Genomic DNA, 13,881 nt, shown 5'->3' with positions numbered 1-13,881 from the left:
TGCGATGCGGGCTTTGCCGATCAGTCTTCGGCATCGTCCTTCTTGGCGATGGCTTCTGGCTCTTCGCCTTCGTCATCGCGCTTGTATTCGCCAGCGTCGGCATCGGTGCCTTCGCCGCTGTCGACCATGGTCGCCATGGTGGCATCACCGGTTGCGGCATCGACAGGATCACGGGCCAGTTCGGCTTCGTGCTGCTCGGTAGCGGAATCCGCTGCAACGACAGCTTCTTCCTTCTCGGCAGCCTTGGCTTCCTCGGCCGCGACCAGGGCGTCCTGCATCTTCTTGTACTGTGCACGCAGCGCAGCATCACGCGAAGAGGCCGTCACGCGCATGCGGTTCATGCCCGCACCCGTGCCTGCCGGGATCAGGCGACCCACAATGACGTTTTCCTTCAGGCCTACGAGCGTGTCCTTCTTCCCTTCGACCGCCGCCTGCGTCAGCACGCGGGTGGTTTCCTGGAAAGAGGCGGCAGAGATGAACGAACGCGTCTGCAAGGATGCCTTGGTGATGCCCAGCAGGATCGGAGTACCCTTGGCAGGCTCCTTGCCCTTGGAAAGCTTGGCATTCACTTCGTTCATCTCGGCAAAGTCGACCTGCTCGCCCGGCAGCAGCGTGGTGTCGCCGCCATCGGTGATCTCGACCTTCTGCAGCATCTGGCGAACGATCACCTCGATGTGCTTGTCGTTGATCTTCACGCCCTGGAGTCGATAGACTTCCTGAATCTCGGTGCAGAGGAATTCGGCCAGTGCTTCCACGCCCAGCACGTCAAGGATGTCGTGCGGGTTGGGGCTGCCCGAGATCAGCGTGTCGCCCTTCTTGACGAAATCGCCTTCCTGAACGTCGATCACCTTGGTCTTCGGCACCAGATACTCGACCGGATCGCCCTCTTCCGGAACGATCGCGATCTTGCGCTTGGCCTTGTAGTCGCGGATGAATTCCATCCGGCCGCTGATCTTGGCGATCACGGCAGCGTCCTTCGGCACGCGGGCCTCGAACAGTTCGGCCACACGGGGCAGACCACCGGTGATGTCGCGGGTCTTGGCCGCTTCACGCGAAGCACGGGCAAGGATGTCACCCGCCTGCACTTCCTGACCGTCCTCGACCGAGAGTGTGGTGCCCGGCGCCAGCATGTAGCGCGCGGCTTCGCTCTCGTCCCCGGCTTCGTTGAAGAGAGTCATGCGCGGACGCAGGTCTTCCTTCTTCGAACGGCCGGCGGCGCGATACTCGGTGACCACGCGCTGGGCGATGCCGGTGGCTTCGTCCACGCGCTCTTCCAGCGTCTTGCCTTCGGCCAGATCCTGGTAGCGAACGATACCGGCCTGTTCGGTGATGATCGGCAGGGTGAACGGGTCCCACTCTGCCAGACGATCGCCTTCCTTCACCTCGGCACCATCCTCGAACATGAGGACCGTACCGTAAGGAACGCGGTGGATAGCGCGCTCGCGCCCTTCGGCGTCGACCACGACCATTTCACCGTTGCGAGCCAGCGACAGGCGACGGCCCTTCTTGTCCATGATGGTCGGCATGTCGCGGTACACGACCTTGCCGTCCGAGATGGATTCGAGGTGCGAGGTTTCGTTCACCTGCGCCGCGCCGCCGATGTGGAAGGTACGCATGGTCAGCTGCGTGCCCGGTTCACCGATGGACTGCGCGGCGATCACGCCGACGGCCTCACCGATGTTCACCGGCGTACCGCGAGCAAGGTCGCGGCCGTAGCAGGTGGCGCAAACGCCCTGTTCGGCTTCGCAAACCAGCGGAGAGCGGATCTTCGCCTGCTGCACTTCGGCTGCCTCGATGGCGGCGGCCATTGGCTCGTCCACCATCTCGCCGGCCTTCACGATCACCTCGTCGGTGGAGACGTTCACGATGTCCTCGGCCACGGTGCGGCCCAGGATACGCTCCCCCAGCGACGCGATGACCGAACCGCCCTGAACGATGGCGCGCATTTCCAGCGCGTTCTCGGTCTTGCAGTCCGTTTCCACGATCGTGCAGTCCTGCGACACGTCGACGAGGCGGCGGGTCAGGTAACCCGAGTTCGCCGTCTTCAGCGCCGTGTCCGCCAGGCCCTTGCGCGCGCCGTGGGTGGAGTTGAAGTATTCAAGAACGGTCAGGCCTTCCTTGAAGTTCGAGATGATCGGCGTCTCGATGATTTCGCCCGAAGGCTTGGCCATCAGGCCGCGCATACCGGCCAGCTGCTTCATCTGTGCCGGGCTACCACGGGCGCCGGAGTGGCTCATCATGTAGATCGAGTTGACCTGCGCCTCACGACCGTTCTCGTCCTTGGGCGTGGCCTTGATCTCTTCCATCATGGCAGCGGCAACCTGGTCACCGCAACGCGACCACGCATCGATGACCTTGTTGTACTTTTCCTGCTGGGTGATGAAGCCGTCCTGGTACTGCTGCTCGTAATCGGCAACCAGCGCCTTGGTCTCCTCGATCATCCCTTCCTTGCTGTCCGGAATGATCATGTCGTCCTTGCCGAACGAGATGCCGGCCTTGAACGCGTGGCGGAAACCGAGCGACATGATGGCGTCGGCGAACAGCACCGTGTCCTTCTGGCCGGTGTGACGATAGACTTCGTCGATCACGTCGCCGATGTCCTTCTTCGTCAGCAGGCGGTTCACCACCTCGAAGGGCACCTTGTGGCTCTTGGGCAGGCACTCGGCGATCAGCATGCGGCCCGGCGTGGTGTCGACGCGCTGCATGTAGGTGTTGCCATCCTCGTCCGTCTGCGGGACGCGGGTGGTGATCTTCGAGTGATACGTCACCGCACCAACGTGCAGTGCCTGGTGCACCTCGTCGATATCGCCCAGCACGCGGCCCTCGCCCGGCTCGCCTTCGCGGTCCATGGAGAGGTAGTAGAGACCCAGCACCATGTCCTGCGACGGCACGATGATCGGCTTGCCGTTGGCGGGCGAGAGGATGTTGTTGGTGGACATCATCAGCACGCGCGCTTCGAGCTGGGCTTCCAGCGAGAGCGGCACGTGAACGGCCATCTGGTCACCGTCGAAGTCGGCGTTGAAGGCCGAGCAGACGAGCGGGTGCAGCTGGATCGCCTTGCCCTCGATCAGCACGGGCTCGAACGCCTGGATGCCGAGACGGTGAAGCGTCGGCGCGCGGTTCAGCAGCACGGGGTGCTCGCGGATCACCTCGTCAAGGATATCCCAGACTTCCTTGCGCTCCTTCTCCACCCATTTCTTCGCCTGCTTCAGGGTCATGGAGAGACCCTTGGCATCGAGACGGGCGTAGATGAACGGCTTGAACAGCTCGAGCGCCATCTTCTTGGGCAGGCCGCACTGGTGCAGCTTGAGTTCCGGGCCGGTCACGATGACCGAACGGCCCGAATAGTCGACGCGCTTGCCGAGCAGGTTCTGCCGGAAGCGGCCCTGCTTGCCCTTCAGCATGTCGGACAGCGACTTCAGCGGACGCTTGTTGGCACCCGTGATCACGCGGCCACGGCGACCGTTGTCGAACAGCGCATCGACCGATTCCTGCAGCATGCGCTTTTCGTTGCGCACGATGATGTCGGGCGCGCGCAGTTCCATCAGGCGCTTCAGGCGGTTGTTACGGTTGATGACGCGGCGATAGAGATCGTTGAGATCGGACGTTGCGAAACGGCCACCGTCCAGCGGCACCAGCGGGCGCAGTTCGGGCGGGATCACCGGCACGACTTCGAGGATCATCCATTCCGGGCGGTTGCCGGAGTCGATGAAGCTTTCGACGACCTTCAGGCGCTTGATGATCTTGGCGGGCTTCAGCTTGGACTTGGTGGTTTCCAGTTCTTCCAGCAGGTCCGCACGTTCCTGCTCCAGGTCCAGGTCCATCAGCATGATCTTCACCGCTTCGGCACCGATGCCGGCGGTGAAAGCGTCCTCGCCGTATTCGTCCTGCGCTTCGAGCAGTTCGTCCTCGGTCAGCAGCTGGAACTTCTCCAGCGGCGTCAGGCCGGGCTCGGTGACGATGTAGCTTTCGAAATACAGCACGCGTTCGAGCTGCTTGAGCTGCATGTCGAGCAGCAGGCCGATGCGCGAAGGCAGCGACTTCAGGAACCAGATGTGCGCGACGGGCGCGGCCAGTTCGATGTGGCCCATGCGCTCACGACGAACCTTGGTCACGGTGACTTCGACGCCGCACTTTTCGCAGACGACGCCCTTGTACTTCATGCGCTTGTACTTACCGCACAGGCACTCGTAGTCCTTCACCGGGCCGAAGATGCGGGCGCAGAACAGGCCGTCACGCTCGGGCTTGAACGTGCGGTAGTTGATGGTTTCCGGCTTCTTGATCTCGCCGAACGACCAGCTGCGAATACGCTCCGGCGACGCAATCCCGATCTGGATCTGGTCGAAGGTTTCCGGCTTGGCCAGCTGGTTGGTGAATTTGGTCAGTTCGTTCATGTCTTCACTTCCCTTGGGGGAGTTAACAGGGGTTGGCGGGGGAGGCGGCCACTGAAGGCCGCCGATCCCTGTTATTCAGCAGCTATCTGGCCGAAGCCGTCCTCGTCCTCGTCTTCGCCGTCGGACAGCGAGGACAGTTCGACGTTGAGGCCCAGCGAGCGCATTTCCTTGACGAGCACGTTGAAGCTCTCCGGAATGCCGGCCTCGAAGGTGTCGTCACCCTTGACGATGGCTTCGTAGACCTTGGTGCGGCCGACCACGTCGTCGGACTTCACCGTCAGCATTTCCTGCAAGGTGTAGGCCGCGCCGTATGCCTGCAGCGCCCAGACCTCCATTTCGCCGAAACGCTGTCCGCCGAACTGCGCCTTGCCGCCCAGCGGCTGCTGGGTGACGAGCGAGTACGGGCCGATCGAACGGGCGTGGATCTTGTCGTCGACCAGGTGATGCAGCTTCAGCATGTAGATGATGCCCACGGTCACCTTGCGGTCGAACGCCTCGCCGGTGCGGCCGTCATACAGCGTGGACTGGCCCGATGCATCGTAGCCCGCCTTCAGCAGCATGTCGGTCACGTCGCTTTCACGCGCGCCGTCGAACACCGGGGTGCCCATCGGAACCCCGCGACGCAGGTTCTCGGCCAGTTCGGCCACTTCCTCGTTCGTACGGCTGTCGAGATCGTCGTAGTAGTTCTCGCCGTAGACGTCCTTCAGCTTGGTCATCAGCGCCTCGGGCGGCTTGCCCGCGGTGATGTCCGGGTTGTTCGCCCGCCACTCGTCAAGCTGCTCGGCAATCTGGTGGCCGAGGCCACGCGCAGCAAAGCCCAGGTGCGTCTCGAAGATCTGTCCGACGTTCATGCGCGAAGGCACGCCCAGCGGGTTCAGAACGATATCGACCGGCGTACCGTCCTCCAGGAACGGCATGTCCTCTTCCGGCAGGATGCGCGAGATCACGCCCTTGTTGCCGTGACGGCCGGCCATCTTGTCGCCCGGCTGCAGCTTGCGCTTCACCGCCACGAAGACCTTGACCATCTTCAGCACGCCAGGCGCCAGTTCGTCACCACGCTCGAGCTTTTCCTTGCGGTCCTCGTACTTGTCCTTGATGGCCTTCACGGCCTCGTCGTACTGGCCCTTCACCGCTTCAAGCTGGCTCTGCATGTTGTCGTCGGCGACGGCAAACTTGAACCAGTCGATGCGATCGACGCTGTCGAGCACTTCGTCGGTGATTTCCGTGCCCTTCTTCACGCCCTTGGGCGTGGCGCTCGCGGTCTGGCCCACCAGCATGTCGCGCAGACGGTTGTAGGTGGCACGGTTGAGGATTGCGCGCTCGTCCTCGCTATCCTTCTTGAGGCGTTCGATTTCCTCGTTCTGGATGGCGCGGGTACGGTCGTCGATCTCGATGCCGTGGCGGTTGAACACGCGCACCTCGACAACGGTACCGGCAACGCCGGGCGGCAGGCGGAGCGAGGTGTCGCGCACGTCGCTGGCCTTTTCGCCGAAGATGGCGCGCAGCAGCTTTTCTTCCGGCGTCATCGGGCTTTCGCCCTTCGGCGTGATCTTGCCCGCCAGGATATCGCCCGGATGCACTTCTGCACCGATGTAGACGATCCCCGCCTCGTCGAGGTTGCGCAGGGCTTCCTCGCCGACGTTGGGGATGTCGCGGGTGATGTCTTCCGGGCCCAGCTTCGTGTCGCGCGCCATGACTTCGAATTCCTCGATGTGGATCGAGGTGAAGACGTCGTCCTTCACGATACGCTCGGAGATGAGGATGGAGTCCTCGTAGTTGTAGCCGTTCCAGGGCATGAAGGCGACGAGTGCGTTCTTGCCCAGCGCCAGTTCGCCCAGGTCAGTGGAGGGACCGTCGGCGATGATGTCGCCTTCATTCACGGTCTCGCCCACCTTCACCAGCGGACGCTGGTTGACGCAGGTGTTCTGGTTGGAACGCTGGAACTTCTGCAGCGTGTAGATGTCCACGCCGGGGTTCGTCGTATCGACTTCGCCCGAAGCACGGATCACGATACGGCCGGCGTCGACCTGGTCGACGATGCCCGCACGCTTGGCGGCAATCGCAGCGCCGGAATCGCGGGCCACGGTTTCTTCCATGCCGGTGCCCACCCAAGGAGCCTCGGCCTTCACCAGCGGCACGGCCTGGCGCTGCATGTTGGAGCCCATCAGTGCGCGGTTGGCGTCATCGTTTTCCAGGAATGGAATGAGCGATGCGGCGACAGAGACGAGCTGCTTGGGCGAGACGTCCATCAGCGTGACGTTCTCGTTCGGGCTCATCGCGAATTCGCCGTTCTCGCGCGTCGAGACCAGCTCTTCCACGAAGCGCCCTTCGGAATCGAGCGCGGCCGATGCCTGGGCAACGGTGTGCTTCTGCTCTTCCATCGCGGAGAGGTAGTTCACCTCGCCAGAGACCTTGCCGTCCTTCACGGAGCGATACGGCGTTTCGATGAAACCGTACTTGTTGACGCGGGCGAAGGTGGAGAGCGAGTTGATCAGACCGATGTTCGGGCCTTCCGGCGTTTCGATCGGGCAGATACGGCCATAGTGCGTCGGGTGAACGTCGCGGACTTCGAAGCCTGCGCGCTCACGCGTCAGGCCGCCCGGCCCGAGCGCCGAAACGCGGCGCTTGTGGGTGACTTCCGACAGCGGGTTGGTCTGGTCCATGAACTGCGAGAGCTGACTGGAGCCGAAGAACTCGCGCACGGCAGCCACGGCGGGCTTGGCGTTGATGAGGTCGTTCGGCATCACGGTGCTGACGTCGACGGAGCTCATGCGCTCCTTCACGGCGCGCTCCATGCGCAGCAGACCGACGCGGTACTGGTTTTCCAGCAGCTCGCCCACCGAACGCACGCGGCGGTTGCCGAGGTTGTCGATGTCGTCGACTTCGCCCTTGCCGTCCTTCAGGTCGACAAGTTCCTTCACCACGGCGAGGATGTCTTCCTTGCGCAGCGTGGTGACGGTGTCTTCGGCGTCGAGGCCGAGGCGCATGTTCAGCTTCACGCGGCCAACGGCCGAGAGGTCGTAACGCTCGGCGTCGAAGAACAGGCCTTCGAACAGCGCTTCGGCGGTTTCCTTGGTCGGCGGTTCGCCGGGACGCATGACCTTGTAGATCGCTTCCAGACCCTCGTCACGGTTCTCGGCCTTGTCGGCTTCCATCGTGTTGCGGATCCACGGGCCGGTGGTGACGTGGTCGATATCCAGCAGATCGAGCTGGTCGATACCGGCAGCGTCCAGCTTCTCGAGATTTTCCGGCGACACTTCGTCGCCCGCCTCGATGTAGATGCGGCCGGTCTTCTCGTCGATCAGGTCGGCGCTGGCATAGCGGCCGAAAATTTCCTCGGTCGGAATCAGCAGGGTTTCAAGCCCGTCCTTGGCCGCCTTGTTGGCAGCACGGGGCGAAACCTTCTGGCCAGCGGGGAACACTTCCTCGCCGGTCTTGGCGTCCACCAGGGCGAAGGCGGGCTTTGCACCGCGCCAGTTCTCGGCGACGAAGGGGATTTCCCAGCCTTCGCCCGACTTGCCGGTCGAACGCTTCCAGGTCACCTTGTTGTAGAAGTAGTCGAGGATGTCCTCGCTATCGAGGCCCAGGGCATAGAGCAGCGCGGTAACCGGCAGCTTGCGCTTGCGGTCGATACGCACGTTCACGATGTCCTTGGCGTCGAATTCGAAGTCCAGCCACGAACCGCGATACGGAATGACGCGGGCGGCGAACAGGAACTTGCCGGAAGAGTGGGTCTTGCCGCGGTCATGATCGAACAGCACGCCGGGCGAACGGTGCATCTGCGACACGATCACGCGCTCGGTGCCGTTGATGAGGAAGGTGCCGTTGCCCGTCATCAGAGGCATGTCGCCCATGTATACGTCCTGCTCCTTGATATCGAGCACGGAGCGGGTTTCGGTTTCCTGGTCCACCTCGAACACGATGAGCCGCAGCGTCACCTTCATCGGGGCGGCGTAGGTGATGCCGCGCTGGCGACATTCGGTGGTGTCGTACTTGGGCTCTTCCAGCTCGTAGTGCACGAAGTCCAGCTCGGCCGTGCCGGCGAAGTCACGGATCGGGAAAACGCTGCGCAGCGTCTTTTCCAAGCCCGAGACGTAGCCGATCGAGGGATCGGAGCGCAGGAACTGCTCATAGCTTTCGCGCTGCACCTCGATCAGGTTCGGCATCTGCACGACTTCGTGGATGTCGCCGAAAATCTTGCGGATGCGCTTCTTCTTCGTGCCAGCAGTCGCCGGGAGAGACTTGTTCGCCATATTATAGAGCCCTTGGCCTTATCTTCGCGTGTGCGCGCCTCTCTTGCGGATGAGAAGCGCCGAGAAATGTTCACAAGCGGGAGGGACGTGAGACGCAAAAACGGCCGCAAGAGGGCACGCCCCGAGGGGTTCTGCCACCGCAGCCTTGTTTCCCAAGTCTCACGCAGATGCCGGAAGCTTCCGTCCTGTGATGCGCCCCCGCGTAAGGCGCACCTTGCTCGAAGCCATTCCGGCGATGGAGGCCATATAGGTACGGCGCCGAGTCGGGTCAATGGGGCGATCGGCCCGCGAGCACGCCCTTTTGCAAAACGATAAGAGGCATATTGTTTTTCGATATTATTGATTGACAATAAGGAGCGACTCGGCCATATCGATTTTCAATAAGCCACTTCAAGGAGATCGATAAATGAACCGTCTGCTCAACAATTCGCTCGCTGCTCTTGCCGCAATCGTCATCGCGATCAGTTCGCTCGGCGCCATCACCACCGTTCCGGCCCAGCAGGGCGTCGCCATCGCGGCTCCGGCGCTGGCCTGATCGGCGGATACGACAGAGGAGTATAGAGCCATGACCGATGCTTCACACCGCCCCAACGACCTGCTGCTATTGGCCGGGAAGGTACTCTGCCTGTTCATGCAGGCAGCCATGGCCGTCGGGGCTTTTGCGCTTATCGTCGCATCTGCCGCGATCCTGTTCTGGCGAGGCACGATCATTGCCGAGTACGCGGTGGACGTGGGCGATCCGAATGCCGTCTTCCCGGTCTTCACCCTGCTTGGCGTCATGCTGATCGGCCTGGCGATCGTCGTCATGCTGTTCGTCTTCTTCGGAACGCTGCGAAGAATAATCGGCACGGTGGGCGAGGGCGATCCATTCGCGCCCGCGAACGCGGACAGGCTCTCTCTCATGGGATGGCTCATGCTGGGCGTGCAACTGGCGTTGATTCCGGCTGTCGCGCTGGGCATCCGGCTGGCGCAGTTTGCCGACGAACTGGACGATGTGAACTTTACCGTCGACGGCGGGTTCGACCTCACCGGGATCCTCATGGTCATCATCCTGTTCATCCTGGCCCGCGTGTTCCGCCACGGCGCCGCGATGCGCGAAGATTTGGAAGGAACCGTCTGATGCCCCCGAAACCATCGACCGATGCGGAAGGAACCGGGATCGTGATCCGGCTGGACGACCTGCTGCACGATCGCCGCATGACCCTTACCGAACTGGCGGAGCGGGTGGGCCTTACCCTGGCCAACCTCTCTATCCTGAAAACCGGCAAGGCCAAGGCCATCCGCTTCTCCACGCTTGAGGCGATCTGCCGGGAACTGCAGTGCCAGCCGGGCGACCTGCTGGGCTACGAGGAAAAGTAGGGTCTTGGAATTGTGGCGACAGTGTGGCAATCGCGGCTCGCCCGGATTTCAGGGTTCAAGGACAGGAAATCATTATGAAGAAGATCATGCTCGTCGCCGCTCCCCTCGCTTTCGCCCTGACCGCCTGCGGCGGCCCGGCTGAAGAAGCTGGCGAACAGGCCGACGACATCGCCGAGATGGAAGCCGAAGTGATGGACGCCGAAGCAGGCGTTGCCGAAGCCGAAGCCGAACTCGCCGACGAAATGGGCGACGAAGCTGCCGAAGCCAATCTCGAAGAAGAAGCCGAAGTGCTCGAAGAAACCGCCGACGAGATCTGATCGGCTTTTCTTCCTGCCGGGCGCGCGGGAGCCCGCGCGCTTTCGGCTTGACTTTCGGGGCGTGGCAGCTATCTGCCCGCCCCGATTGCTTTTGCAGTCATCCGTCCGAGACAGTTGGCGACCGGAATGTGCCGGTCTTAATTTCCAGCCTAGACGGGGAAAAGAGTTTTCGCGCTCCGCTCTATGCGGCGCGCTTCCAGCGTGATGCGTCACGCACCTCCTTCCCCATCAATGGACACGCCGGATCGCGGTGAGCGCATCTGGCAACACCTATGCCATGCGGCATGAGCCTTGTGGCAACTTGAGCCGGTCGTCCGCACGAATACGCGGGCGGCCATAGTGAAGGAGTACGGCATGGATCGTTCGCAGAAAACCGAAGCGGTCGCCGAGCTGAACAACGTCTTCAAAGAGGTCGGCGTGGTGGTTGTCACCCGTAACCTCGGCCTGTCGGTGGCCCAGTCCACCGAACTGCGCACGAAGATGCGTGAAGCTGGAGCGTCCTACAAGGTTGCGAAGAACCGTCTGGCCAAGCTCGCCCTGAAGGACACCGATTACGCCGGGATCGACGAATATCTCGTCGGCCCGACCGCGCTGGCCTGGTCGGAAGACCCGGTCGCAGCCGCCAAGGTTGCTGTCGATTTCGCGAAGTCGAACGACAAGCTGGAAATCGTCGGTGGTTCGATGGGCACGCAGGTTCTCGACGAAGCTGGTATCAGGTCCCTGGCCTCGATGCCCAGCCTCGACGAACTGCGCGGCACGATCGTCGGCCTCGTCAACGCACCCGCGACCAAGATCGCCCGCGTTGTCAACGAGCCGGCCGCCAAGCTTGCTCGTGTCTTCGGTGCCTATGGCGCCAAGGATGCGGCGTAACAGACGCTTTCTCGCACACACGAGACGAAACATCAGGGGCACATTGAACCGCCCCGCCCAAATTGGAGTGATACATCATGGCTGACATTGCCAAGCTTGTTGAAGAACTGTCGTCGCTGACCGTCATGGAAGCGGCCGAACTCGCCAAGGCCCTGGAAGAAGAGTGGGGCGTTAGCGCCGCTGCTGCAGTTGCTGTTGCCGGCCCCGCCGGTGGCGGTGCTGGTGAAGCTGCTGCTGAAGAGAAGGACGAATTCGACGTCATTCTCACCGGCGACGGTGGCAAGAAGATCCAGGTCATCAAGGAAGTCCGTGGCATCACCGGCCTCGGCCTGACCGAAGCCAAGGCTCTCGTCGAAGGCGCGCCCAAGGCCGTCAAGGAAGGCGTGAACAAGGCAGAAGCCGAAGAAATCAAGAGCAAGATCGAAGCCGCTGGCGGCACGGTCGAGCTGAAGTAATCTGTCGAGGCGGGTCGGCTTCCGGTCCACCTCACCGATTGATTTCGCGAAGGGCGGTTCCCTATTGGGGGAGCCGCCCTTTCTTGTATCTGGATTTGCAGGGAATCCGATGATCGCTCGCACGCTGCCACTTCTTGCACTAGCCGCACTCGCCGCCACGCCCGCATCGGCGGACCTTCCCGACGATCCGCTGCTGATCGAGCAGGACGGCGCAGTCATCCCCGAAGCGCGCGGTGTGTGGCTCTCGCGCGCCAATGGCTGGATTCTCGAAATCGGGGAGGACGGCATAGCCCGCTGGCAGGACGCGCCAACCGGCTGCTACCGCGCGGACCAGGGCGGCGGGGCCGCAGGTTTGATGGGGCAGATCGAATACCGGCTGATGACGCCGCTCGGGCGCGACGAGGCTATCTTCCAGTATATCGAAGGCGACACCCCCACGCACTTCGAGCGGCTCGACCGGCTTCCCGCGAAATGCGGTGCAAGCGACCTGACAGGTGAGTCGGACTTGTTCGAAACCTTCGCCGCCATCATGGAGCGCCACTACGGCTTCTTCGGGGAGCGCGGCATCGACTGGGAGACGCTGGTGGACGAAGCCCGCCCCCGCGTGCGCGACGGCATGGGCGAGGCCGCGCTGTTCGGCGTGATGGGCGCGATGATCGAAGCGCTGGGCGATTCGCACACCAAGCTCACCGCGCAAATCGACGGCGAGCGACAGCGTGCGCAAGGCGGTCTCGGCACGACCCTGCCGATGGTGCGCGCCTCTATCGGCGAAGGCACCTGGTTGCAGGGCCTCGTCACACAGTTGCAGGACGAAGTGCTCGATCCCGGCTCCTCGATGGTCGCCAACGGCCGGATCGTGCAGGGGACGCTGGCGAACGGGCGCATCGGGTACGTGCAGGTCTTCACCATGGGCGGTTTCGACGAAAGCGTGGAGCCCGGCACACAGGAATGGGCCGATGCAGAGGTTGCGGCGTTCGATCAGGCTTTCGACACGATCCTTTCCGCCTTTGCCGATACCCGGGCGGAGGCGCTCATCCTTGACCTGTCGAACAATCGCGGCGGGTATGACGTGATCGCCCGTCGCCTCGCCTCGCGCCTGACGGGCAGCGCATATTTAGGCTACACCGTCACCAACACCGGTGGCGGCGAGCCGGTGCCCTATTTCGTGGACGTCGCGCCCCAGCCGCGTTTCGAAGGACCGGTCTATCTGCTCACCAGCGACGTGACTGTATCGGGCGGCGAACTGGCGACGCTCGCCCTGCGGCAGAACCCAAGTGTCGTGCAGGTCGGCGGCACGACTCGCGGCGCCTTCTCGACGCCGTTGCCCAAACCCTTGCCCAACGGCTGGTATCTCGAACTATCGAACGAGGCATTTCGCGCCCCCGACGGCACGCTTTACGAAGGCGCCGGGATTGCCCCGCACTGGCCCGTCGAAGTCTTCCCGCAAAGTGATCCCATCGCAGGCCACCGCGTGGTGCTGGAATGGCTGGCGGACGCGATCATCGCGCGCCAGCAGGTCCAGGCCGACTAAAGCGTCTTCAGGTAATTGACGATCGCCTGCGCCTCCGCGGCGTTTACGCCGGGCGCGGGCATCGAGCCGCCCGGCACCACGGCGTTGGGATCGACGATGTACCGGCGCAGGTTCGCCTCGTTCCAGGTGATGTTCGCGCTCTGCATGGCGGGGCTGTAGTTCGCGCCCGCAACGCTGCCAGCGCGGCGGCCGACAACACCGGCGAGCGACGGGCCGATCATGTTCTGACCCGGCTCCACCGAGTGGCACACGCCGCAGGTGGTGAAGGACTGCGGCTTGGCGGCCGCCATGGCCTGCGTCGGCGTGGCAGCGGGCGTGCGCGTCGCCGTTGGTGTCGGCGTGGGCGAGGCGCTGGCGACAGGCTCCGGCTCCTCGGTGTCCTCGGCATCTGCCTCGCCTTCGACATCCGCCCCATCGACCGTCTCGGCATCGCCTTCCGGCATGGTTTCGGGCAGGTCGACCTCGACCTCTTCCTCTGCCGCAGCGGTATCGCCTGCGTCATCACTCTCGGGCGGGCCGCCGCAGGCGGAAAGCGCGAGGGCAAGCGCGGTACTGGTGGCGAAAGCAATCTGGATACGCAAAGGACACTCCCCATGAAACGTTGACAATGTCCTTTAGTCTCCGGGCATCACATTCGGCAAGACTTGTTACCGCTTGGCCGCACCCTGCCTGGAATTTCTCCGGCAGCCGACCTTCGCCCTT

10 protein-coding genes are annotated in these 13,881 nt (G+C 63.0%); 7 read left to right on the top strand and 3 right to left on the bottom strand.

Annotation, left to right across the window (positions count from 1 at the left end):
* Positions 1 to 20 precede the first annotated feature (20 nt).
* Together rpoC and rpoB are read right to left on the bottom strand one after the other, a co-directional pair.
* Positions 21 to 4,394, bottom strand: a complete 4,374-nt coding sequence (gene rpoC, locus D4Q51_RS04120; protein ID WP_120076476.1) for a DNA-directed RNA polymerase subunit beta' — start codon at positions 4,392 to 4,394, stop codon at positions 21 to 23.
* A gap of 71 nt (positions 4,395 to 4,465) precedes the next feature.
* On the bottom strand, positions 4,466 to 8,647 hold the full coding sequence (rpoB, locus tag D4Q51_RS04115) for a DNA-directed RNA polymerase subunit beta (protein WP_120076475.1): 4,182 nt from the start codon (positions 8,645 to 8,647) through the stop codon (positions 4,466 to 4,468).
* A 406-nt stretch (positions 8,648 to 9,053) separates the two neighbouring features.
* On the opposite strand from rpoB, the gene D4Q51_RS16020 reads away from it, so the two are divergent.
* From D4Q51_RS16020 to D4Q51_RS04085, 7 genes are all read left to right on the top strand, one after another.
* Positions 9,054 to 9,182 (top strand): hypothetical protein, encoded by a 129-nt coding sequence (locus D4Q51_RS16020; protein ID WP_276309484.1) that lies wholly within the window; start codon positions 9,054 to 9,056, stop codon positions 9,180 to 9,182.
* 30 nt (positions 9,183 to 9,212) lie between these two features.
* Entirely contained in the window at positions 9,213 to 9,767 is a 555-nt protein-coding gene (locus D4Q51_RS04110; protein ID WP_120076474.1) for a DUF2975 domain-containing protein, read from the top strand.
* On the top strand, positions 9,767 to 10,006 hold the full coding sequence (locus tag D4Q51_RS04105) for a helix-turn-helix domain-containing protein (RefSeq protein WP_120076473.1): 240 nt from the start codon (positions 9,767 to 9,769) through the stop codon (positions 10,004 to 10,006). Before D4Q51_RS04110 ends, D4Q51_RS04105 begins: the two co-directional genes overlap by 1 nt.
* A gap of 74 nt (positions 10,007 to 10,080) precedes the next feature.
* Positions 10,081 to 10,323 carry a hypothetical protein gene (locus D4Q51_RS04100; RefSeq protein ID WP_120076472.1) on the top strand — a complete coding sequence of 81 codons (243 nt, stop codon included), beginning with the start codon at positions 10,081 to 10,083 and terminating at the stop codon, positions 10,321 to 10,323.
* A 354-nt stretch (positions 10,324 to 10,677) separates the two neighbouring features.
* Positions 10,678 to 11,193: a 50S ribosomal protein L10 gene (gene rplJ / locus D4Q51_RS04095; RefSeq protein ID WP_120076471.1), complete on the top strand. Its 516-nt coding sequence runs from the start codon at positions 10,678 to 10,680 to the stop codon at positions 11,191 to 11,193.
* Between the two features lie 77 nt (positions 11,194 to 11,270).
* Positions 11,271 to 11,648 (top strand): 50S ribosomal protein L7/L12, encoded by a 378-nt coding sequence (gene rplL, locus D4Q51_RS04090; RefSeq protein ID WP_120076470.1) that lies wholly within the window; start codon positions 11,271 to 11,273, stop codon positions 11,646 to 11,648.
* Positions 11,649 to 11,757: 109 nt separating this feature from the next.
* Positions 11,758 to 13,179 (top strand): S41 family peptidase, encoded by a 1,422-nt coding sequence (locus D4Q51_RS04085; protein ID WP_120076469.1) that lies wholly within the window; start codon positions 11,758 to 11,760, stop codon positions 13,177 to 13,179.
* Here the strand turns inward: D4Q51_RS04085 and D4Q51_RS15920 are convergent.
* Positions 13,176 to 13,760, bottom strand: coding sequence for a c-type cytochrome (locus D4Q51_RS15920; protein WP_240624556.1), 585 nt, complete (start codon positions 13,758 to 13,760; stop codon positions 13,176 to 13,178). The genes D4Q51_RS04085 and D4Q51_RS15920 overlap by 4 nt on opposite strands.
* Positions 13,761 to 13,881 lie beyond the last annotated feature (121 nt).

It is taken from the genome of Aurantiacibacter odishensis (assembly GCF_003605195.1).
In the GTDB taxonomy this organism is placed as follows: domain Bacteria; phylum Pseudomonadota; class Alphaproteobacteria; order Sphingomonadales; family Sphingomonadaceae; genus Alteraurantiacibacter; species Alteraurantiacibacter odishensis.
The sequence above is the reverse complement of the archived record's forward strand: the minus strand, read 5'-3'. Positions and strand labels throughout refer to the sequence as shown.

What these genes read in the sequence shown, in the direction of transcription:
- rpoC (WP_120076476.1), bottom strand. Translation starts at nt 4,394, where the DNA reads ATGAACGAACTGACCAAATTCACCAACCAGCTGGCCAAGCCGGAAACC.
- rpoB (WP_120076475.1), bottom strand. Translation starts at nt 8,647, where the DNA reads ATGGCGAACAAGTCTCTCCCGGCGACTGCTGGCACGAAGAAGAAGCGC.
- D4Q51_RS16020 (WP_276309484.1), top strand. Translation starts at nt 9,054, where the DNA reads ATGAACCGTCTGCTCAACAATTCGCTCGCTGCTCTTGCCGCAATCGTC.
- D4Q51_RS04110 (WP_120076474.1), top strand. Translation starts at nt 9,213, where the DNA reads ATGACCGATGCTTCACACCGCCCCAACGACCTGCTGCTATTGGCCGGG.
- D4Q51_RS04105 (WP_120076473.1), top strand. Translation starts at nt 9,767, where the DNA reads ATGCCCCCGAAACCATCGACCGATGCGGAAGGAACCGGGATCGTGATC.
- D4Q51_RS04100 (WP_120076472.1), top strand. Translation starts at nt 10,081, where the DNA reads ATGAAGAAGATCATGCTCGTCGCCGCTCCCCTCGCTTTCGCCCTGACC.
- rplJ (WP_120076471.1), top strand. Translation starts at nt 10,678, where the DNA reads ATGGATCGTTCGCAGAAAACCGAAGCGGTCGCCGAGCTGAACAACGTC.
- rplL (WP_120076470.1), top strand. Translation starts at nt 11,271, where the DNA reads ATGGCTGACATTGCCAAGCTTGTTGAAGAACTGTCGTCGCTGACCGTC.
- D4Q51_RS04085 (WP_120076469.1), top strand. Translation starts at nt 11,758, where the DNA reads ATGATCGCTCGCACGCTGCCACTTCTTGCACTAGCCGCACTCGCCGCC.